Here is a 20882-nt window from a genome sequence, read left to right on the forward strand (position 1 = left end):
GCTTGTCCAAATCCCGCTGGTCCACAAACAACAGCGACGGTGAGGATGACCCGCCACCATTGGCGATTTTTACATTCCGTCATACCGCAAAAGTGACAGTCGGCCCAGACCCGCTCCTTGTCCTTTCCACTGCTGCTACAGAGCGACTTCCTAAAACGGACTTTGAGTCTCTACGTAGTCTTCTATTTCTCCGTTGCGAAATGTGGTCTGTAGCACAATCTTACCTTCACCTTCGATGGGTGGTTAAGCACCGGTACCAGTGAACTCGTCAAACGCTTCCAACGCTTTAGCGCCAAAGGCGATCGAAGGGCCGCCGCCCATGTAGCCAATCATCTCCAAGGCTTCGCAAAACTCCTCGCGGGTGGTGCCGAGCCGGACAAGCGATTTGGTGTGAAACCCGACACAACTGTCGCAACGTGTCGAAATTGCAATGCCCAGGGCGATCAGCTCCTTGGTCTTTTCATCCAGGGCGCCATTGCGTTTGGCGGCTTTGGACATCGAGTTGAACCCCTCGAACATACCCGGCGCCTGTTTCTGCAAAACGCCTATACGTCCCATTGTTTCAGTGAGAAATCCGCTCCAGGACATCGTGTCTTTCCTTTTCTTGACTGGTTCTGTTAGCTGGCAATATGCGACTGGAAGAGATGACCTGGACCGAGGTCGAGACATACCTCAAATCCCGAAAGGGAATTGTTCTGCCGACCGGGTCCATCGAACAGCACGGGCCCATCGGTCTGATCGGTACGGATGCCATTTGCGCGCGCGAGATCGCCTGGGCTGCGGCCGATATTGCCGGCGCGGTAGTGGCACCCGAACTGGCTTACGCCCCTGCGCCGTTCAACATGGGCTTTCCGGGCACCGTCTCGCTGAGCGCCGGTCTCTACTGCGATCTGGCGAGAGAGGTTATGCAAGGGCTGGCCCATCATGGTTTCTCGATGATCTATGTTTTGAACGGCCACGGTGCCAACCTTGAGCCCTTGCGGAAGGCGGCACACGACGTAGGTGCGACAATCCGAATTCGGAGCTGGTGGGACTTTGACCGGGTCAACAAACTCCGACGTGGCTACTACGGCGACTGGGAGGGTATGCACGCCACCCCATCCGAGGTCGCGATCACGCAGGCCACCCATCGCGTTGTTCAGGCCGGGGACACAAGTCCTCCGCGCAAGCTTTCTGCCGAGTACATCGCGGCCCACGCGGGTGATCGCCATGGGCCGCCCGATGAACATCGAAGCGACTTTCCCGATGGGCGCGTTGGGTCCTATTCTGAACTGGCCCGACCCGAACACGGGCGTGAACTTGTCAATGCCGCGGCGCAGGCCGTAGCCGCGGATTTCGCCAGCTTTGTTCATTGATCAGCGGCTTTCGTCCGATCTCATTTTTCGTTCCAGCCAGCGCACGAAGAAGCTGATGATCAGGACGAGAACAAGATATTCAAAGATCAAAAGCGTATAGATCTCAAGCGGCCGGTATTCCGTTACGACCAACTCGTTGGCACGGCGCGTCAACTCCTGCATCCCGATCACCGAGGCAAAGGCGGACATCTTTACGATATAGATGAACTGGTTCGCCAACGGAGGTAGAATCCGCTTGATCGCCTGCGGCAGGATTACATACAGCATCGTCTGGCGGTAATTCAGGCCAACAGTCTTTGCCGCTTCGGTCTGGCCCTTGTCAATCGACTGGATGCCCGAGCGGTAGATCTCGGCGGTGAAGGCACTATCCGAAATGGCCAGCGTGATGATCGCGCCCCAGAATGCGTCGATGCTGATACTGATGCCGATTGATTTCAGAACAACCGGGAATCCGTAAAATACCCAGAACAACATCGGCAGGAGCGGTATGGCGCGGATGAATTCAATGTAGACCCTGCTTGGTAACCGCAGCCATCGGTTTGACGACATGCCCGGCAGGGCAACCAGAAGCCCGATGGCCATTGATAGAACGGCGGCAATCAAAGAGAGGCTGATCGTCGACCAGAAGCCCGACAAAAGAAATCGAATGTTGTTCTGACCCGTTTCTGTCGAGGGGTTGACGACGTACCATCCCCAGTTGCCCGAAGAACTACAACCGCCGAGAATGACAAGCGCACAAAGAGCGACAAGCGTTTTACGTTTCATGTGATACTCCTTAGTGCTGAAGGATCTGGCTGAGGAAAAGCTTGCAACGTTCTGATTTAGGTGCCTCAAAGAAATCTTCGGGTGTACCTGTTTCGATCACCTCGCCCTGATCCATAAAGATCATCCGGTCCGCTGCCTTGCGCGCGAATCCCATCTCGTGGGTGACGCAGATCATCGTCATTCCCTCTTCGGCAAGATCCACGATCACGTCGAGCACTTCCGAAATCATTTCGGGGTCTAGCGCCGAGGTGGGCTCGTCAAAAAGCATGATCTTGGGCTCCATGCAAAGTGAGCGTGCGATGGCGACCCGTTGTTGTTGACCACCGGAAAGCTCGGTTGGCCGCTTGTGCGCCTGATCAGGAATCCGGACCCGTTCGAGATATGTCATGGCGCGTTCTTCTGCGTCCGATTTCGACAAGCCACGCGCCTTGATTGGTCCTAGCGTCAGATTTTGGAGAATTGTCAGGTGGGGGAACAGGTTGAACTGCTGAAACACCATGCCAACCTCGGATCGGATTTCCTCGGCGGCCTTTTTGTCCGTCATTTTGATTCCGTCTACGGTGATCGAACCGGAATCATGCTCCTCCAGAGAATTCACACATCGGATGAGGGTTGATTTGCCGGATCCCGAAGGTCCGCATACAACAATTCTTTCCCCAAGCGCGACATCCAGATTGATGTCTCTGAGCGCGTGATAGTCTCCGTACCACTTATTCAAGTCGCGGATTGTGATGACCGGCGATGCATCTGACATAGACCTGCCCCTTTGAGATTGTTAGCGTAAGACTAGCTTTGCCTTCAAATTAAAACTATACAAAATATGATAAATACAGACATAAATCTGATTGCGAACGCGCGAACAAAAGGGGAGGAAGCGATGAAGCTGCTGAAATCAATGGGCCTGGCCACGGGTCTTGTACTTGGAATGCTCACAGGGGCGGCCAATGCCCAATCAGCCCTGAATGACATACTGAACAATGGGGTGCTGAAAGTCGGGACAACCGGCGACTGGAACCCGATGTCCGTCCGGGATCCGGCAACAAACGCCTACAAGGGATATGATATCGATGTCATGACCCAACTCGCCGAAGATCTGGGCGTGGAGCTTGAATTCGTGGCAACGGATTGGAAGACCCTGGTAAACGGTGTCGTTGCCGGGAACTATCACATTACAGGTTCGGCCTCGATCAGCCCGCCCCGCCTGAAAGCTGCCGGGTATTCGAATAGCTATATCTCAGTTGAAATCTATCCCTTTACCACTGAAGAACAGGCCGAAAAATTCTCGGATTGGGACTCGATCAACAACGGGGAAGTCAAGGTTGCGACTACCTTGGGGACGACATTCGAAAAAAGCGTCCGCGAGTGGTTCCCTGACGCTGATATCAAGGTCGTTGAGGCACCGGCACGTGGGTTCCAGGAGGTTCTGGCAGGGCGCGCTGATGTTTTCATCACATCGAATATCGAAGGTTCGACCCTGCTCGAAAAATTCCCGAACCTACGTCAGATTGAAGTAACCGAGGCGCGTGCGCCGACACCGATCGCGATGCTGATGCCCCAAAGCGATCAGGTATGGATCAACTACGTGAACAGCTGGATCGAACTGCGTCAGGCGCAGGGGTTCTTCGCGGCGACCGCCGCAAAATGGGGCCTGTAACGTTCTGACTTTGACACTGTAAAAGGCCCGCTGCGATAATCAATCGGCGGGCCTTTTCTGTGTGCTACGTCAGTAATCGAGATGTCAGGAGAGATCGATATGCGCATTGACATGCATTCCCATTACTACGGTGGTGGGCTGGTCGAGACTTTGCGCGCCCGAAAGTCGCATCCTCGCCTCAGAACACGCACAGATGGTGTCACTGTGATGTCAGCGATGAATGGAGAATTTCCGTTCACCGATGCCTATCATGACCCGCAAGTGTGTCTGGCCGAAATGCGAAAGCAGGAACTGACGCACCGCTTGCTGACCTTCCCCGGAGCACTTGGTGCTGATCTGTTGCCCGCCACGGAAATTGCACCGGTCATCTCTGCATTTAACGATCACCTTGCCCAGTTGGGAATTGATAGCGATGGCGCCCTGATCGGGCTGGCCGGAGTTCCGCTGGATGATCTTGATATTGCCTGTGCAGAGCTTCGCCGTGTTCGTCGCGATCTGGGTTTGCCGGGAATTATTTTGCCGTCGAACTATTTCAACTCTTTGGCCGAAGCTGACACATTGCGACCGCTATTGGCAGCGGCAAATGAATACGGCTGTCACATCATGCTGCACCCTGGTCTGAAAGTCGGGCAAAACCCGCCGCCGCGCCCTGCGGACCTGACGCAATATCGACTGTCCGCAGTGGAACTGCAATCCAGCGCTTCTCAGGTCGCCTTGACCATGATCATGTCAGACCTGTTGGATTCTTACCCGGCTGTTTCCTTTCAGATAGTCAATTTGGGCGGCACGCTCCCCTTTATTTTTGAGCGGTTAGAAAGCATTGCACGGCATCGCAACCCGGATGATCCGTTCCCGACCCAGCGTCTGCGTCGGCTCTGGTACGATTGCGCTTCGCTTGGGCCACGTGCGTTGGAGGCAGCTGTTAAGCTTTTGGGTGCAGACAGGATTATGCTGGGATCGGATTATCCGATCTTCACGGACGATCCTTATACGCATGCGGTTGTTCCGGCAGCGCTGACCGCCGAAGAAAAGGAGCAGGTGACGTGGAAAACAGCGAACGCATTGCTGAGCCACCTTTCGGAACTTCGGGCGCAAAAATGCACCCCTGGCTAATTTCAATGCGTGACAGCCAAGTTACCTCCCATAGTAGATTGAGGTTCTCTTGCCCGCTATCGGTTCTTGAGGCGCGCCATTAATGTAATGCTGTCTTCAAAACCGATGGCTGTGAAATTGCCATCCTTGAGGATCGCAGCCTCAGTGGGCTCAACCCTATTTCCGTCGATGGAGCAGCCCTTGTATACTGAAAACAGACACAGAACTTCGTTCGGACCCGCTTGGAGCTTATGGGTGTCCTCACCGGTCAGGCAATCTACGGATGCAGCACACTGAACAGGATCATAGATTACGTTAAAATTGCGCACTGGACCCGCTTCCAGCCGGCACCACAATTTCAGATCGCCTGAAAACCTGAGTGGATCGGAAAACCGCGCGTTCAACGGTGTCGCAGGGCCAACCAGATCAAAGCCATCTCCCTCGACAACGGTCAGGATACGAGACATGCCCTGAAATGTGGAAAATGGCCCGTCAGCCTCCACGTCAGCAAGGCTCACACGCCAGATGACGCCCTGCTCGCCACTTCCCTGTGCAATTTCTCGCGTGGTCCCTAAGCCGTTTTTCCACAGGATGGGCTCCAGGGTTCTGGTTCGGACATGTTTCATTTCTGTTCGCATTTCGGGTTAGTCATGGGACGGCTGCGTATGCTTACTGTTGTTCGAATTAGGCGTGCCGACGGTTGCAATCCCTAGCCGCATACGAGTACAAACATTATGCAATAAATTTAGACATATTATAGGCCATTTGTCGTGCGGGTTAGCTATCAGGATATAAAATCAAACATCCTAGGCCGCATCCGCGACAACACCTGGCCTCCCGGCGCGGCAGTACCTGGTGAGATCCAGCTTGCCAAGGAATTTGGCTGTGCGCGGGCCACAGTAAACCGTGCAATGCGCGAACTAGTTGATGATGGCGTTCTTGAGCGCAAGCGCAAGGCAGGAACACGGGTTAAAACAGCCCCAACGCGCCAGGCCCGGATCACAATTCCGCTTATTCGGGAAGAAATCACCAACCTAGGGGCCACCTATCGATATTCGCTTGTTGAGCGCGAGGTTATCGCCGCCCCCGGCTGGTTGCGTGCTCAGGTCAAGATCCCAAAAGGGGGTGAGGTTCTGCATCTCAGATGTATGCACTTTGCCTCAAACAAAGCCTTTCAGTTCGAAGAGCGCTGGATCAATATTGCGACTATTCCTCAGGCACGCGATCAGTCGTTCGAAGAAATTGGGCCAAACGAGTGGCTTGTCCGTGAGGTTCCGTTTACCGAGGTTGAACTGACGTTTTCAGCGACCAACGCCAATCTGGAGGTTGCGGAGTTCCTGGGGGAAAACGAAGGAACGGCCTTGTTTACCGTCGAAAGAACCACTTGGCTGGAGGAGAACAACGTGACTCATGCCAAACTCTATTTTCCTCCCGGTTACAAAATGACGACCAAGCTGTGATGGCATTCGCATTGGGTAGGTTGGCAACCTCGGAAAGGGATCTGTTGCAAACTTTAGACCATTGACCTTCATGGTGTTAACGCCTGTTTAGCGAACGGCATTATTCAGTTGAAGGTTAGTCTATGATTTTTTTCAAAGGCGCGCGGTATCCCAAGGATGTGATCCTCTTGAGCTGTGCAATACGTTCAAGCCCTGTCTTGGTGCTAAACACCCCTAATACACTCAGTGCGAAAACTGCAGCTGGGAGTTTCAACAGAGGAAGTTCGGGTTACTGCATTCGATTTTTCTAGGAAGACGCTAAGCAACATGGAAAAAAGAGCAGCTTTAAGCCTCGTAAAGGTGCTTTCGGACAGTTGGATCGATCCTGTTGCTTTGGGCAGGGTAGATCCCGCAAGCGGCAATGGCCTCGCGGGCTGTCACACGCTCATGCAAGCGTTTCCAGATTGTCTTGGCGGCATAGGGATGCGGGTATGGTCGCCATGCGACACCCATTGTCATGCCCCGCAGGTACTTCAGCTGCTGACGGTGTGCCGAATACAATATGGTGGTGGCAACGCTACCTTCGCGCGCAAGCTCGTGCTCGGTCACGAATATCCTGTTCCCACGCATTGTCACCAGACCCGCATAGCGCGATATCTGGTGCGTGCTCTTGTCTGGGGATATGGCAATTTCCCTGGATCGGATTGTGAACAGCCCATCAATTTCCTGAATCCGGATCAATGAGCAGAAAATCTTTCCTTCCCAAGAAGGCGTGCAGAAATAGGAATGATAGAAGCCTACATATCGCCTCAGGTTTTTCTGTTGGCTCCGAAATGGATCCAGAAATGCGTCCGTGGGCGCTGTTCCGGATTGTGGCAGGGTGCCTTTCAGCATTCGTTCAAAAGCATCGGTTTCAGCAAACAACTCTGCTTCTGTCAGGTCGAAATGACGCGCAATACGGCGCATGTTGTGAGCAGAGGGCAGGCTGGCGCCGTTCAGATAGCGATTGAACTGCTGTCTGTTGACGCCGATATCACGGCAAATCTGCGAAATGTTCCCATGCTCTGCGCATAATGATCGCAGGTTGGCAGAAAAATTCTCGGACATAGGTAAAACCTTTCGCGTTCTGACGCTATATCACGGCAATTCGCGTCAGTTCGCGCAAGATCGCACAATTTGTTTTATCTGCAAATCGGTTTCTTCTTCGGCATCACTTTGCAACAGACAAGCGACCAGATGCCAATTGAACCCATCGAAAACACATGGATCACGCTCGCCGACGGGCGACGGTTGGCTGCGCGCATCTGGTTGCCCGAAACCAGTCCCGCCCCTGCAATTCTGGAATACTTGCCTTACCGCAAACGCGACGGCACCGCGCCAAGAGATGAAACGACACACACCGTATTTGCCGACGCAGGTTATGCCTGCGTCCGGGTCGACATCGCGGGCACCGGGGACAGCGAAGGGCAGTTCGACGACGAATACTCCGAGCAGGAACTGCGCGATGGTGAAGAGGTCCTGGCCTGGATCGCCGCGCAGGATTGGTGCGACGGTCATATCGGGATGATCGGAATATCGTGGGGCGGATTCAACAGCCTGCAACTGGCCTTTCGGCAACCACCCGCATTGAAAGCGGTGGTCAGCGTCGCCTCGACCGTGGATCGCTATTCGGATGACATCCATTTTATGGGCGGGTGCCTGCTGAGTGACAACATGAACTGGGGCAGCCAGATGTTTGCCTATCTGACCCGCCCCGCTGATCCGGACCTTCGTACAGACTGGCGAGAGGACTGGTTGGCCCGGCTTCAAAACGTCCCATTCTCTGCTGCGGATTGGCTGCGCCATCAAACGCGTGACGCGTTTTGGAAACATGGATCGGTTTGCGAGGATTGGTCCGCGATCCAAACCCCCGTTTTGGCTATCACCGGGTGGGCAGATGCTTATGTCAATGCGCCCACAGCATTGACAGCCAACCTAACCGTTCCTGCAAAAGCCGTCATTGGGCCGTGGGAACACCGTTATCCTCACATCTCGAAACTCGATCCTGCAGACTTTCACTCCGAAGTGATCGGCTGGTTTGACCGCTGGCTCAAGGGGCAGGAAAATGGAGCCGAAGACCTGCCTGCGTACCGAACATACAGGCAGGAGCATTTTAGTCCGACGGCACACAACTCTGCCCGGCAAGGTCGTTGGATTGCGGAAACCACGTGGCCGTCACCGCATGTGTCTGAACAGGTCTGGCATTTGACGCCGGGTGGGTTTTCTCAGCAACCGGCTACGGGCACGATCACTGTCACGTCGCCCAGCCATGTCGGCCGGGAGGGTGGGTATTTCTGCGCTGGCATACGGATCGACAATGAGCTTGCAGGCGACCAGGCAAGGGATGATGCCTTGTCGGTGTGTTTTGACAGCGCACCGCTGCAAGCTCCGCTGGAACTGCTGGGCCGCGCAAAGCTGAAGTTTCGATTCTCGGTGGATCAGCCCGTTGCCCAGCTTGTCGCAAGGCTGTGCGATGTCTCGCCCGAAGGTGTGTCCCAGCGCATCAGTTATCGTCCGTTGAACCTGTGCCACTACCGCAGCCACGAAACGCCTGAAACCCTGCAACCGGGTGAAATCTATGAGGTCGAGATTGTTCTGAACGAATGCGCGCATTATTTGCGCGAGGGTCACGTGTTGCGACTGGCGCTGTCGACGTCGTACTGGCCGATCGTCTGGCCATCGCCGCGTTCGGCCGAGGTGACTTTGCACATACAGGAATGCGCCCTGCATCTGCCGGTGCGCGGCGTCACGCACGAGGTTCAAGCCTCGGAACCTGGCCCGGCACAGGACTATCCGGTTCTAGCCGCTGAACAATTGCGCCCACCATCCGCGCAATCTGAACGCATCATGACTGACGATGGTCAGATCGTTCTGGAGACATTTGATGACTATGGAAAAGCGCGTGATCCGTATCACGATCTGATTGTCGGCAGTGATGTGCGCATGCACTACGGCATTCACCCCGATGATCCGACAACCGCGTGTTTTAAGAGCGCCTGGAATTTCACGTTTGAACGAGCGGATTGGCAGGTCGCCATCTCGACCGAATGCCGAATGACCTGCGACGCGCAGAATTTCTATCTCGACCGCAAACTACGCGCCACCGAAGGCGCAGACGAAATCGAAGTTCTGACAAAGGAATGGTCCGAAACCGTTCCGCGCGGATTTCTCTGACTTAATCCAAGGGAGGATATTATGAAGATCGAATGGACAAAGGCCAATGTAGGTCGACGGAGGTTCCTGAAAGGTGCAACCGCGCTTGGGGCCGTCACGGCGCTTCCGATGGGATGGACGAACCGCGCGTTTGCTGCAGATGACGGTGTCCTGCGGGTGCGGGCCTACGGCGATGCGCAGAACATGGATCCGGCCCATTCCGTTGGTGTAGTTGAAGAAGAGGTTCATGCTTCGATCTACAACAAGCTGATCCAGTACAAACCAGGCGAGGAATGGGGCTGGCAGATGGATGCCGCCACGATGATCGAGCAGGTTGATCCGACCCATATCAAGTTCGCATTGCGTGACGATATCGGGTTCACCAATGGATTTGGCGCCATGACCGCCGAGGACGTCAAGTTCAGCATGGAACGGATTGTGGACGATGCGACCGACAGTCCGAACAAGCCCGATCTGGGGCCATTCAGCCATGTGGACGTGACCAGTGAGCGCGAAGGCACGATTGTACTGAACAAACCGTTCGCACCGATCTGGTCGATCGCGCTGCCTTACATCACAGGAAACATCGTCTCAAAAGCCGCTGTCGAAGCGGCCGGTGGCCGGATCGGCGCTGATCCGGTTGCGGAATCCGGTCCTTACCTGCGCGACAGCTGGTCGCCAAAGGAAAAGACCGTTCTTAAGCGTAACCCCGACTGGAAAGGGGACGCGCCCACCTGGGACACCGTCGAGATCTATCCGATTGACGATGAGAACACGGCCGAGATTGCGTTCGAGGCGGGTGAACTGGATGTAACCCGCGTGTCGCTGGGCTCGGTCGAGCGTTACCGCGCCGGGGTGCCCAATGGCGGATCGTTGGTTGAGAAGCCCTCGCTCTACTATGTCTGGATGGGCATGAACGTTGAGCATCCAAAGCTGCAAAATCAAAAACTGCGGCAGGCGATTCAGCACGCGGTGGATGTACCCAGCATTTTGGAGGCCGCCTATTTTGGTGCTGCCGAACCAGCGACCGGCATCATCGCACCGGGCCTCGCCGGGCATCGGGCTTCTTCGCTGGTGCCACCGGCGGCGGATTTTGAGAAGGCGGCACAGCTGCTGGCGGAATCCGGTGAAACCAATGTCACGCTGACCCTAGACACGCTGAACAAAACGACCTTCACGACAACCGCTCAGATCATTCAGGCGACGCTCGCGCAAATTGGGATCACGGTTGAAGTCAACGTTCTGGAATCAGGTGCATTCTGGGCGTCCGGCGACAATGAAAACCTGCAGCTCGTTCTGAACCGTTTTTCGATGACCCCAGACCCGTATTATGCGACGTCGTGGTTCACGCCCGAACAGATCGGAAAATGGAACTGGGAACGCTTTAACAGCCCTGAATTCAACGAGATTCACGAAACTGCGGCTGCTGAAACGGATATCGCAAAGCGGGCGGAAATGTATCAGCGCGCGCAGGATCTGATGGAAGAAAGCGGCGCCTATCGCTTCATTACGCACGAGGCGACACCGGTCATTCACAGCGCCCGGGTCATTCCTGCATTGCGGCCAGATGGCCTGTCGTTGCTTCGCTATTTCGGCAAGGCGACCTGACCTCCCCAGGTCGACCGGGTACGGCGGGCGCGTGACGCTCGCCGTGCCAAATTGAACGCCATCAAGCCACAAGGAGCCAGTTGGCCATGCTAAGTTTTGCAACCCGTCGCTTCGGGCTGTCGCTGCTCATCCTGTTCGTGGCGGTCACCGTCATGTTCCTGATGATCCGCGCCGTGCCTGGCGATCCGGTCCAGATCATGCTGGGCCCGCGTGCCACGCCCGAACTTCAGGCCCAACTCACAGCGGCGCTGGGGCTTGATCAACCGATCTGGAAACAGCTTTTGATCTTCTATGGGAATCTTCTGCAAGGAGACCTGGGAACCGATGTATTTTCGGGTCGGTCCGTGACGGACATCGTGTTCCAGCAATTGCCATTCACGCTAGAACTGATTTTTGCGTCAATCCTTTGGTCTGCAAGCCTGGGCATCGCACTTGGTGCCTATGCTGCGGCACATCCCAACACGCTGATCGATCGGATCGCCGCCGCAATTTCCGTCAGCTTCGTGGCTGCCCCGGCCTTTGTTGTCGCACTTTTGGCGCTGCTGGTATTCGCCGTGCATTTGCAGTGGTTTCCCGCCATCGGCGCCGGAGAGGGGTTCTGGGACCGCCTCGACCATCTGGTTCTGCCCGCCTTTGCCATCGGCCTCAGCTGGGTTGGCTATATTGCCCGGCTGGTACGCGCCTCGATGCTCGAGGTTATGGGCGAAAGCCATGTGCGCACGGCGCGCGCCTTTGGCATCGCCGAGCGTCGCGTGGTCATGGTCTACGCATTGCGGATCGCAATCCTGCCTGTGGTCACCGTGATCGGGGTAGGGATGGGCTTTCTTCTCAGCTCCGCCGTTTTTGCTGAAATCGTCTTTGCCCGACCGGGTTTGGGTAAGTTGGTTATCGATAGCATTACCACCCGAAACTACCCGATTGTTATGGGCTCCGTCCTTATATCAACGGCGTTGTTCGTGGTGTCGACCGCATTGGCAGATCTGATCAATGCGTTGCTCGACCCACGTGCGCGCACGGCTCATTGAGGAGGGAGCGTTATGGAAAAATCTCGTTCCGAACTTGGCCAGATCATCATCGGCGTCGCCCGCGACCCGCTTGGCCTAATGGGTTTGATCATCGTCGGTGTCATCGTGTTCTGTGCCATCTTCGCCTATTGGATCGTGCCCTATGATCCGATTGCGATGGATATCAAATCCCGCCTGCAAGGACCGTCCGCCGCACACCTGCTAGGTACAGATCAGTTAGGGCGCGATACGTTTTCGCGGGTTATCGCCGGGGGGCAAGTTGCGCTCAAGGTGGCATTGCCTGCCGTGTTCGGCGCAATGGCGATTGGCCTGACGCTGGGCATGATAGCCGGGTATGGGCCGAAATGGCTTGATAACCTTCTGATGCTGTTCTTCGATACCATTCGATCTTTTCCAACGGTGATGTTTGCGCTTGCCGTTGTGGCTCTGATCGGACCCAGCCTGCAGACGGTGGTATTCGTAGTCATGGCGACCTCCATCCCAACATATGGACGCGTCGCGCGAACCCAGACACTGACGCTGCGAAACTCTGAATTCATTCTGGCAGAGCGGTCGATGGGGGCCAGCATGGCGCGCATTCTGGGCGTGCATATGCTGCCGAATATCATTGGCGTTCTAGCTGTGTTGGCGGCCATGGATATCCCCACAGTTATCGCGCTGGAGGCGGGCCTGTCCTTTTTGGGGCTCGGTGTGAAACCACCGACCCCCAGCTGGGGTGCCTTGCTAAAGGACGGGTATTCATTGATCCGCCAAACCCCCTGGCTGGTGGTCGGTGGTGGGCTTCCGATCATTCTGGCGACGCTCGGATTTACCTTCTTGGGTGAAAGCCTGCGCGACGTGGTTGACCCGAAACTGAGGAAGCAACGATGACCGACACACTTCTGGAAATCGACCACCTCAGCGTCGATTACGAAACAGGCCGTGGTGACCTCAAAGCTCTGAGGGACATTACATTCGACGTCAACAAGGGCGAAATTGTTGGCATTGTCGGGGAATCCGGCTGCGGCAAATCCACACTGATCTCATCCATCCTGCGCCTGACCGCGCCCAATACGCGGTTCCGCGAAGGAGAGATCAGGTTCAAGGGGCAAGATTTGCTGCAGGCCTCCGAACGACATATGCGCGATCTGCGCGGGGCGGACATTTCCATCGTTTTTCAGGACCCGATGCAAACGCACAATCCGGTTTTGACCATTGGGCAGCAGATGCTGGACATTCAGCACCGCTCCAAACAGTCAAAGGCGGACAAGCTGGCCCACGCGGCCAAGATGCTGGGCGCTGTTGGCATTCCCGATCCCGAAGCGCGCCTGAAGCAATATCCGCATGAATTCTCGGGAGGGATGCGCCAACGGATTGCAATCGCCATGGCATTGATGTCCGAGCCCGACCTTTTGATCGCAGATGAGCCGACAACCGCGTTGGATGCAACGTTAGAGGTGCAGATCATCGAGCGCTTGCAAGAGCTGCAGCGAGAATTTCACTGTGCCATCCTGTTTATCTCGCACCATTTGGGCGTGATTGCGGAACTCTGCGACCGGGTGGTCGTGATGTATGCCGGTGCAGTTGTCGAAAGCGGGGACGTACGTGAGATTTTCCACAATCCAAAACACCCCTACACACGCCGCCTGATCGAATGTGACCCCGGTCATATCAAAGAACGCGCGCGTGTTTTGCCGACAATTCCCGGTGAAGTGCCTGATCTGGCCAACCTACCGGGTGGCTGCATCTTCCGCGATCGTTGTGATCAAGCGATGGCACGGTGCGCCACCGAAGTTCCGCCGTTGGATCAATTGAAAGAAGGCCATCACGCCGCATGCTGGCTGAACCACGAGGAGGTCACAACATGAGCTTGCTGAACGTCGTGGACCTTAAAACTAGCTATGGCCCAGTCAATGTTTTGGCGGGTGTCAGCTTTACCGTGCAACCCGGCGAGACTTACGCGCTGGTTGGCGAAAGCGGTTCTGGCAAAACGACTGTTATTCGCGCCATTGCGGGTCTTGCGCCTGCGCAAGACGGCTCAGTCACTTTTGAGGGCCAGGAAATTCGCGGCGCGCCGGAACGTGTCATGCGTCCGCTGCGTAAAGACATGGCAATGATGTTTCAGGATCCGGTGGGAAGCCTGTCGCCGCGTCTGACAATCCGCAGCCTGATCACTGAGCCTTACCGTATTCAGGGTATGAAAGACAAAGATCTGGATGCAGAAGCCAAGCGACTGCTGGAAATGGTCAATCTACCCACGCATTTCGCAGACCGCTATCCCTACCAGTTGTCGGGTGGGCAAGCACGGCGTGTAGGCGTTGCCCGAGCGCTGGCGTTGGAGCCGAAATTGATCCTCGCGGATGAACCGACCGCAGGCCTCGATGTGTCGGTGCAGGGTGAGCTTTTGAATCTGCTCAACGATCTGCGCGAACGGCTGGGTCTGGCGATGGTAATCATCACCCACAACCTCAGCGTTGTACGCCACGTGGCCGACAGAATGGGCATCATGTATCTAGGCCGGTTGGTAGAAGAAGGCACAACAGAGACGATATTCAGAGATCCGCGCCACCCGTACACCCGCTGCCTGTTAAGCGCCAACCCAGAGCCGGATCCGGATGCGCGGTTGGAACGGATCGCCCTAAAAGGTGAACCCCCCAGCCTGCTTAAACGCCCTTCGGGATGTGAATTCCGTGAACGCTGTCCTTTTGCCAAGGATATCTGCACCCAGACCCCACAATGGGAAGTGGACGGCGGCCATGGGCTGCGTTGTCTGGCGCCGTTGTCGTAGTAGGAAGTCCAATGCTAAGTACACTTTTTTTCAACGGCACAATCCTGACTATGGATGCGCAGAATTCTTCGCCGGAGGCAGTTCTGACCGAAGGAGACAGGATTAAGGACGTTGGAACCGAGGCCGATCTGCGCGCTTCCATGCCTGCGGATACTAAGGAACGCAACCTGCGGGGGCGCACTCTGATGCCCGCGTTTATTGACCCACACGGGCATTTTCCGGATCCCGGGTTCATCCGGCTGTTCCGTGTTGACCTGTCGTCGCCTCCTCTAGGGGGTTGCCGGACCATGGCGCAGGCGTTGGACAGGCTTCGGGAAAAGGCTAATGCAACGCCCGAGGGTGAATGGATCATGGGGGTGTCGATTGACAATACCTCTATTCTCGAAGGTCGCATGCCCACGCGGGCCGAGTTGGACAAGGTATCACAGCGTCATCCAATCTGGGTTATTCATGCATCGGGTCACAACGGCACGGCAAATTCTCTTGCGCTTGAGAGGCGTGGGGTTACCCGTCACACACCAGACCCGGACGGCGGCCGTTTTGGCCGCGACCCTGAAACCGGAGCCCTAACGGGATTGATCGAAGGTCTTTCGGCCATGGGAGAGATGGGCGATACCGATTTCCTGATCGACCGCGAAAGGTTCTGGCAGGGCTTTGATGCCTGCCGTGACGAATATCTGACCCATGGGGTGACCTATGCCCAAAATGCCTGGACGTCGCAAACCATGCTGGATCACTTCGCCAGCCTGCCCGCAGACCAGGATCCGGGAATTGATATCGAGCTGTTACCCGTCGGGAGTCTGGAACCAGAACTAAGTACCCAATGGATCGGCACGAACTGGCCCTGCAACCCGCATTTCACACTAGGTCCGCGCAAACTGTTCACGGATGGGGCCTTTCAACTGCAGACCGCGTATCTGACTGCCCCGTATTTCAAGCCGGCTGATCCAGAACATCCACGTGGGATGACTTACACCTCGCAAGAGCAGCTGGATGCTGATGTCAGCAAACTCCATAGCAAGGGACTACAGATTCATTGCCACTGTAACGGCGATGCCGGCGCCGAGATGTTCATTGATGCGGTTGAAAAAGTACTGCGAGCGTCCCCTCGTACAGATCATCGTCACACCATTATTCATGGCCAGGCCCTGCGAGATGATCAGTTAGAGCGTATGGCCCAACTTGGCCTTACCGTTAGCTTCTTTCCCGCCCATGTTTATTTTTGGGGGGATCGCCACTACGACACCTTCTTGGGCCCCGAGCGGTCCGAGAGGATATCCCCGGCCGCATCAGCCGAGCGTTTTGGCGTACGTTATACGATCCACAACGATGCGTCGGTCACGCCAACACGTCCAATCCACCTGGCCCATTGTGCGGTAAATCGGAAAACCTCTTCAGGCCGTGTGCTTGGCGAGGATCAAAAGATCAACGTTCTGTCAGCTTTGCGTGCCCAAACCATCGACGCCGCTTGGCAGGTCTTCAAGGAGGATCGGCGCGGATCAATCGAACCGAGTAAAGTTGCAGACTTCGTTGTCCTTTCGCGCAATCCCCTTCACGATCCGAACCGTCTGAAGGATACACAGGTGCTCGAAACGATCCGAGCCGGTCAAAGTGTTTTTGCCGCAACGCATGCCAAAAAAGAAATCGAGCACACCTAATGAAGACCAAGCGTATTGCGATTGCGGGGTTTCAGCATGAAACAAATTGCTTTGGTGTGACAAAGGCCGGTCTCCCCGAGTTTGAGATGGCAGATTCCTGGCCCGGCATGTTGCGCGGTGAAAAGGTCTTGTTGGAAACGGAGGGCATGAACTTACCCGTCGCAGGTTTTGCTGCGGCTGCTCAAGCCGCAGGGGTTGAGGTTGTTCCAATCCTTTGGTGTTCTGCCGAGCCGTCTGCGCATGTAACCGATCATGCATTCGAAACGATTTGCGGGATGTTGTTCAATGGAATCCGAGATGCCGGCCACATTGACGGCGTTTATCTGGATCTCCACGGGGCAATGGTCACTGAAAGCCTTGCTGACGGTGAAGGAGAGCTTCTGCGCCGTATTCGAGAGCTTGTGGGTCCCGGAACTCCAGTGGTCGCAAGTTTGGATCTGCACGCCAATATCTCTGCTCAGATGGTCGAATATACGGACTATTTGTCTGTTTTTAGAACCTATCCTCATTTGGATATGGCGGAAACCGGCGCACGATGCGTTCCTGTCCTGCAGCAATTGCTGGCGGGCGAAACACTATACAAAGTGTTCCAGCCGGTGCCATATCTCATCCCTTTGCATGCGCAACATACGGGCTCTGCGCCATTCGACGAAATCTACCAGTTACCAGTTAGACTTGAGCGGCAGGAAACCTTGGCCGACATTGCTTTGGGCTTCACGGCGGCGGACTTCCCTGACACCGGCCCGGCCTGCCTTGCCTACTCAGCCACAGCCCAGAAAGCCGCCGCCGCCGCCGAAGAAATCGTCAACTTGTTTATATCCCGGGAAGCCGATCTTGATTGTTCGATGCTGTCGTTGGAGGAAGCTGTTTCGACATGCCGCGAAAGACGGGAAAGACCCGTTGTTCTCGCAGATGTTCAGGACAACGCTGGCGCGGGCGGGACGTCTGATACCACAGGGTTGCTGGCCGCACTGATTGAGGGTGGGGTAAAGAGTGTTGTGATGGGTCTTTTCCATGATCCGGACAGCGCAATGCAAGCCCATGAGGCAGGAGAGGGTGCACTGATTGAGTTGGCAATCGGTGCAAAGTCCAACCTGGCTGGACACGTTCCGGTCAAAGCAGAGTTTGAGGTCCTGGCTTTGGGTGATGGCACTTGCCGCTATACCGGAGAAATGTATCGCGGTGGCGTGGCAACGCTGGGCAAAACAGCTGCTCTACGATTGGTTGAGCACGAGGCCGATATTGACCTTGTCGTCACAAGCATACGCAATCAATGCCTGGATCGTGCACATTTTACTCATATCGGGCTAAACCCTGCGAATTATTCGGTGATATGCGTGAAGAGCACCACCCACTTCCGAGCTGACTTCGAACAGATTGCAGGAGGTATTTTTGCGGTCTCTTCTCCAGGCGCCTTTCTCTGCGATTTGGAAAATGTCCCTTACGCTTGTATCACCAGAAGGCTACCAAAGACCTGTGGACCTGGTTTTGATATACCCAAAGCTGACGGCAAAATGAAACAACTAATTTTTTAGTGTGCCTGATTAGGTATCCTGTTTTGCCGGCTTATGATGCCAGGTTGTTGAAAATCTAGCGCAGCTGGTGGGGAGCGCCTTTGACCTAAACACCGTACCGGTCGATCACACTACCAGTTCCCGAAGTTGCGAAGTTGACCTCAGAGGAGTTCCAGATTGACCGTGCCGATGGTTCGCGCTTGATCTTTAAAGCGGGTCTACCCTATGGCGCGAGATCCGTCACCGAATATGAACTTGATGACCTATAACTACGTGAGAACGCCTCGTGGCAGCGGGCGTTCCATATAGGCTCCTTTTTATTCGGAGCGCTTCCTTCCGAGGGGGCAGATTTTTAGACAACCGGCCCCTTCAAAGGGGTCTGCTCGCGGGGCGCGTTAGCTCTATCTGGGTGCCCGAAAGTTAAATCTAGCAGTTTGCTCAATAGCCATTTGGACATGCTGCCCGTCAACGTAACCTTGAAAGGTTCGGTGTGCGGAAGTGGCTGGGGCGTACTCTACAAAGGAAAACGTGATACCTGTTCAGGCTATCAGACCAAACTAAGAAAGCAGTTGATATCACTCGAAGTCAGCATTTTTAGGGGTTATTTGTGGGGTCGAGATACCCTGACACACAAAAAGCGCTGTGTTTACAGTAAGGTTTTGGTGGACCCAAACGGTGAAAGTTCGAACCGTTTCTTCGGCGAGGTGCAATCGTGGTCCGAAGATCCAACACTTACAGCTGAGTTCGACTGAGTGGTGTACCAGCTGATCGACGAGCCCTTTTTGGGGAAGAAATAGCTGCCGCCGCCATTGGCTGGGAAGAATTGGTCTTGGGCCCGATCAAAGATATTGGGTCCAAAGTTTTCACTGGGGCAACTTAGAGCAAGGCTTATTGGCACGAAAACCATTTGGATGACCTGTTATGTGTTGCAACTAAGTAGAAATGTCTCTCTGTCCGCAAAGCAGTAATGCCTCAGGTGACACGGAACGTTTGCGCTGCCTGGCAAGGTGGAGACTTTCGACATCGGAGCCTTGGCAGGCTGCGCACATTTTCGGTTTGCGAGCGCCCTCGGATTTCATCAACATATTGAGCCCGTCTACTGGAGCAACCAGGACTTTCACCAGTGCGGAAGCCGTTTCTCAAAAAACTCAACGATGCGAAATGAGAAAAGCCTTTTGATTGAGGTTCTCATTGCGATGGCGGATGTTATTTTCGCGGGGCTTCCATCTTGCGGATCGTATCCGATTTTCCGTTTTGTTTCGGCGATATCCCAACGCATGCCGGGATTGTCTGACATGAGATTTAAGGCCGCAAACGCGACGTCCGTGGCGTCTATCGCTGCACGCATGCCGTTTAGAAAATCCCGATCGCTCAGCCACATCTCCTGCCCCCAACGGCCCATCGCCATATGCGGTCCAGGCTTGTTGTCATGGGTCCATTGGGTCCAGCCGATTCGTAGGCAGATGACCGAAAGCCCATGATGCTGCGCAAAGTAAGCGCCAGTCCGTTCGCAAAACAGCTTCGACATGCCGTAGGCGTTCACCGGCCCTGGAGGTGTGTCGCTGTTCAACGCATCAGTGGAGAAACGCTTGTCTCCTTGGACCCAGTTCGAACTGGCGAGAACCACACGCTTAACGCCCACCGCCACTGCATGATGGTAGAGCGACAGCGTCGCGTCCATGTTGTGCTTGATCGCCGATGACCAGCTTGCGGCAGGCTCACGGTCTCCGGCCAGATGGACGATCACATCCACGCCTTCGAGAAGTTTGATCCAGATTGGGTCACCAGACAGATCCGCGGTATGAATATCAGGGTGATCAACCGGGCGAATGTCGATCCCTGACACTTTGTAGTCAGGATCCGCCTCCAACACGTCGAAGAGTTTTCGACCCAGATGCCCACCTGCACCTGTAATCAGGACATGCATGATAGTAACTCCCTATTCGAGCCAAGAATTGGTGGATTGCTGTTTGGCCAAATTTCAAAGTCCTGACGAAACCTGAGCGTCTCATCCCGCGCCAGATTAGATTTTGGCGAGTGCCATTCGGCCTCACAGTAGGAATAGTCGCCCGAATTGAATACCTCGACGGGATACTGATGCATAAAGCTGTCGCTCGGTGCTGGCGGGTGTGTTGTACAGAGTATCCAAGGGCCAGCTTTGCCGATCTTGATAAGCGTTTCCCCATCTGGGTTAGGAAGTCCAACCTTGAATTCTTGTTGTTTGGCGCAATCTGCAATGACGCAGTTTGCCGCCAGTTCAACCATTGAGCCGGAGTGCCCAAAAACGGGATAGATTTCCGGATCGCCCATCGTAATCCCGATCGTGGCGGGCGTATTGATCATCATGACTGACCAAATGCCTGTCGCCCTGGAAACGTGACCGTGATTGGTCACACTATGCTCAATGCTCCACGCAGCGGCTGACTTCAGGGTGATGCGTCGCGCCACGGACAGGTGCGAGACAGGACAGATCTGGCTTGTCAATTTGACATGATCCTCATCTCGTGAGGCGACCAGAAAAGGGTCACTGTCGAGTGCCGAAAACGGGGCACTATCCTTCCAGGCCGTGTCCGGAGCTATCCAGGTTTTTTCTCCGCCCCAGAGGGGGAAACCAAACTGCGGGGAACGTGTTGGCAAGTCAGCCAGATCAATTTCATCAACCGGCAAGTGTACCAAGTCCGGATTCTGAAAAAGCAGCGATCGCTCTTGGAAATTAACACCCCACAAACGGCCACCAATTCCGGGCAGGATAACAAGCTCCAATTCGCCTCTTGTTAACTGCAGAACGGACCATCGATCAGACATGAGGGGTT

The 20882-nt window shown here is 55.1% G+C and carries 19 protein-coding genes; 12 read left to right on the forward strand and 7 right to left on the reverse strand.

The genetic code is table 11. From position 1 onward, the window contains the following. Nucleotides 1-243: 243 nt before the first annotated feature. The gene (locus QMP16_RS15325) at nt 244-588 is read right to left on the reverse strand and encodes a carboxymuconolactone decarboxylase family protein (RefSeq protein WP_282153084.1); all 345 of its coding nucleotides are present in this window, start codon (nt 586-588) and stop codon (nt 244-246) included. Between the two features lie 41 nt (nt 589-629). On the opposite strand from QMP16_RS15325, the gene QMP16_RS15330 reads away from it, so the two are divergent. Next, a complete protein-coding gene (locus QMP16_RS15330; protein WP_282153085.1) occupies nt 630-1355 on the forward strand; it encodes a creatininase family protein in 726 nt (241 codons plus the stop codon). On the opposite strand, the gene QMP16_RS15335 is transcribed toward QMP16_RS15330, so the two are convergent. Then, on the reverse strand, nt 1356-2120 hold the full coding sequence (locus tag QMP16_RS15335) for an amino acid ABC transporter permease (RefSeq protein ID WP_282153086.1): 765 nt from the start codon (nt 2118-2120) through the stop codon (nt 1356-1358). 10 nt (nt 2121-2130) lie between these two features. After that, complete coding sequence (locus QMP16_RS15340) at nt 2131-2874, reverse strand: amino acid ABC transporter ATP-binding protein (RefSeq protein ID WP_282153087.1); 744 nt, start codon at nt 2872-2874, stop codon at nt 2131-2133. A 123-nt stretch (nt 2875-2997) separates the two neighbouring features. Here QMP16_RS15340 and QMP16_RS15345 point away from each other — a divergent pair, with 123 nt between their 5' ends. Beyond that, entirely contained in the window at nt 2998-3774 is a 777-nt protein-coding gene (locus tag QMP16_RS15345) for a transporter substrate-binding domain-containing protein (RefSeq protein ID WP_282153088.1), read from the forward strand. 99 nt (nt 3775-3873) lie between these two features. Continuing rightward, the gene (locus tag QMP16_RS15350) at nt 3874-4887 is read left to right on the forward strand and encodes an amidohydrolase family protein (RefSeq protein ID WP_282153089.1); all 1014 of its coding nucleotides are present in this window, start codon (nt 3874-3876) and stop codon (nt 4885-4887) included. 56 nt (nt 4888-4943) lie between these two features. Here the strand turns inward: QMP16_RS15350 and QMP16_RS15355 are convergent, their stop codons facing one another. Beyond that, nucleotides 4944-5492, reverse strand: coding sequence for a HutD/Ves family protein (locus tag QMP16_RS15355; RefSeq protein WP_282153090.1), 549 nt, complete (start codon nt 5490-5492; stop codon nt 4944-4946). A gap of 144 nt (nt 5493-5636) precedes the next feature. Here QMP16_RS15355 and QMP16_RS15360 point away from each other — a divergent pair, with 144 nt between their 5' ends. After that, nucleotides 5637-6326, forward strand: a complete 690-nt coding sequence (locus tag QMP16_RS15360; RefSeq protein WP_282153091.1) for a UTRA domain-containing protein — start codon at nt 5637-5639, stop codon at nt 6324-6326. 324 nt (nt 6327-6650) lie between these two features. On the opposite strand, the gene QMP16_RS15365 is transcribed toward QMP16_RS15360, so the two are convergent. Continuing rightward, on the reverse strand, nt 6651-7412 hold the full coding sequence (locus tag QMP16_RS15365) for a helix-turn-helix transcriptional regulator (protein ID WP_282153092.1): 762 nt from the start codon (nt 7410-7412) through the stop codon (nt 6651-6653). Between the two features lie 129 nt (nt 7413-7541). Here QMP16_RS15365 and QMP16_RS15370 point away from each other — a divergent pair, with 129 nt between their 5' ends. The 8 genes from QMP16_RS15370 (at nt 7542) to QMP16_RS15405 (ending at nt 18090) form a co-directional block, all read left to right on the forward strand. Next, a complete protein-coding gene (locus QMP16_RS15370) occupies nt 7542-9518 on the forward strand; it encodes a CocE/NonD family hydrolase (RefSeq protein WP_282153093.1) in 1977 nt (658 codons plus the stop codon). 21 nt (nt 9519-9539) lie between these two features. Further along, nucleotides 9540-11105, forward strand: a complete 1566-nt coding sequence (locus tag QMP16_RS15375; protein WP_282153094.1) for an ABC transporter substrate-binding protein — start codon at nt 9540-9542, stop codon at nt 11103-11105. An 86-nt stretch (nt 11106-11191) separates the two neighbouring features. Further along, a complete protein-coding gene (locus QMP16_RS15380; protein WP_108859860.1) occupies nt 11192-12130 on the forward strand; it encodes an ABC transporter permease in 939 nt (312 codons plus the stop codon). Between the two features lie 12 nt (nt 12131-12142). Continuing rightward, complete coding sequence (locus tag QMP16_RS15385) at nt 12143-13000, forward strand: ABC transporter permease (protein WP_113791915.1); 858 nt, start codon at nt 12143-12145, stop codon at nt 12998-13000. Further along, nucleotides 12997-13977, forward strand: coding sequence for an ABC transporter ATP-binding protein (locus tag QMP16_RS15390; protein WP_282153095.1), 981 nt, complete (start codon nt 12997-12999; stop codon nt 13975-13977). Before QMP16_RS15385 ends, QMP16_RS15390 begins: the two co-directional genes overlap by 4 nt. Then, nucleotides 13974-14897, forward strand: a complete 924-nt coding sequence (locus QMP16_RS15395) for an oligopeptide/dipeptide ABC transporter ATP-binding protein (protein WP_282153096.1) — start codon at nt 13974-13976, stop codon at nt 14895-14897. The genes QMP16_RS15390 and QMP16_RS15395 overlap by 4 nt, the downstream gene beginning before the upstream one ends. 11 nt (nt 14898-14908) lie before the next feature. After that, nucleotides 14909-16555 (forward strand): amidohydrolase, encoded by a 1647-nt coding sequence (locus tag QMP16_RS15400; protein WP_282153097.1) that lies wholly within the window; start codon nt 14909-14911, stop codon nt 16553-16555. Then, nucleotides 16555-18090 (forward strand): M81 family metallopeptidase, encoded by a 1536-nt coding sequence (locus QMP16_RS15405; RefSeq protein WP_282153098.1) that lies wholly within the window; start codon nt 16555-16557, stop codon nt 18088-18090. Before QMP16_RS15400 ends, QMP16_RS15405 begins: the two co-directional genes overlap by 1 nt. Nucleotides 18091-19186: 1096 nt before the next feature. On the opposite strand, the gene QMP16_RS15410 is transcribed toward QMP16_RS15405, so the two are convergent. Further along, nucleotides 19187-19996 (reverse strand): NAD-dependent epimerase/dehydratase family protein, encoded by an 810-nt coding sequence (locus QMP16_RS15410; protein ID WP_282153099.1) that lies wholly within the window; start codon nt 19994-19996, stop codon nt 19187-19189. Further along, complete coding sequence (locus QMP16_RS15415) at nt 19984-20874, reverse strand: hypothetical protein (RefSeq protein ID WP_282153100.1); 891 nt, start codon at nt 20872-20874, stop codon at nt 19984-19986. The genes QMP16_RS15410 and QMP16_RS15415 overlap by 13 nt, the downstream gene beginning before the upstream one ends. Nucleotides 20875-20882 lie beyond the last annotated feature (8 nt).

Origin of the sequence: Ruegeria atlantica (assembly GCF_947495585.1) — a bacterium.
Classification (GTDB): domain Bacteria; phylum Pseudomonadota; class Alphaproteobacteria; order Rhodobacterales; family Rhodobacteraceae; genus Ruegeria; species Ruegeria atlantica_G.

Excerpts from the sequence above, each read along its gene's own strand:
- QMP16_RS15325 (WP_282153084.1), bottom strand. The coding sequence starts at position 588 with ATGTCCTGGAGCGGATTTCTCACTGAAACAATGGGACGTATAGGCGTT.
- QMP16_RS15330 (WP_282153085.1), top strand. The coding sequence starts at position 630 with ATGCGACTGGAAGAGATGACCTGGACCGAGGTCGAGACATACCTCAAA.
- QMP16_RS15335 (WP_282153086.1), bottom strand. The coding sequence starts at position 2,120 with ATGAAACGTAAAACGCTTGTCGCTCTTTGTGCGCTTGTCATTCTCGGC.
- QMP16_RS15340 (WP_282153087.1), bottom strand. The coding sequence starts at position 2,874 with ATGTCAGATGCATCGCCGGTCATCACAATCCGCGACTTGAATAAGTGG.
- QMP16_RS15345 (WP_282153088.1), top strand. The coding sequence starts at position 2,998 with ATGAAGCTGCTGAAATCAATGGGCCTGGCCACGGGTCTTGTACTTGGA.
- QMP16_RS15350 (WP_282153089.1), top strand. The coding sequence starts at position 3,874 with ATGCGCATTGACATGCATTCCCATTACTACGGTGGTGGGCTGGTCGAG.
- QMP16_RS15355 (WP_282153090.1), bottom strand. The coding sequence starts at position 5,492 with ATGAAACATGTCCGAACCAGAACCCTGGAGCCCATCCTGTGGAAAAAC.
- QMP16_RS15365 (WP_282153092.1), bottom strand. The coding sequence starts at position 7,412 with ATGTCCGAGAATTTTTCTGCCAACCTGCGATCATTATGCGCAGAGCAT.
- QMP16_RS15370 (WP_282153093.1), top strand. The coding sequence starts at position 7,542 with ATGCCAATTGAACCCATCGAAAACACATGGATCACGCTCGCCGACGGG.
- QMP16_RS15375 (WP_282153094.1), top strand. The coding sequence starts at position 9,540 with ATGAAGATCGAATGGACAAAGGCCAATGTAGGTCGACGGAGGTTCCTG.
- QMP16_RS15380 (WP_108859860.1), top strand. The coding sequence starts at position 11,192 with ATGCTAAGTTTTGCAACCCGTCGCTTCGGGCTGTCGCTGCTCATCCTG.
- QMP16_RS15385 (WP_113791915.1), top strand. The coding sequence starts at position 12,143 with ATGGAAAAATCTCGTTCCGAACTTGGCCAGATCATCATCGGCGTCGCC.
- QMP16_RS15390 (WP_282153095.1), top strand. The coding sequence starts at position 12,997 with ATGACCGACACACTTCTGGAAATCGACCACCTCAGCGTCGATTACGAA.
- QMP16_RS15395 (WP_282153096.1), top strand. The coding sequence starts at position 13,974 with ATGAGCTTGCTGAACGTCGTGGACCTTAAAACTAGCTATGGCCCAGTC.
- QMP16_RS15400 (WP_282153097.1), top strand. The coding sequence starts at position 14,909 with ATGCTAAGTACACTTTTTTTCAACGGCACAATCCTGACTATGGATGCG.
- QMP16_RS15405 (WP_282153098.1), top strand. The coding sequence starts at position 16,555 with ATGAAGACCAAGCGTATTGCGATTGCGGGGTTTCAGCATGAAACAAAT.
- QMP16_RS15410 (WP_282153099.1), bottom strand. The coding sequence starts at position 19,996 with ATGCATGTCCTGATTACAGGTGCAGGTGGGCATCTGGGTCGAAAACTC.
- QMP16_RS15415 (WP_282153100.1), bottom strand. The coding sequence starts at position 20,874 with ATGTCTGATCGATGGTCCGTTCTGCAGTTAACAAGAGGCGAATTGGAG.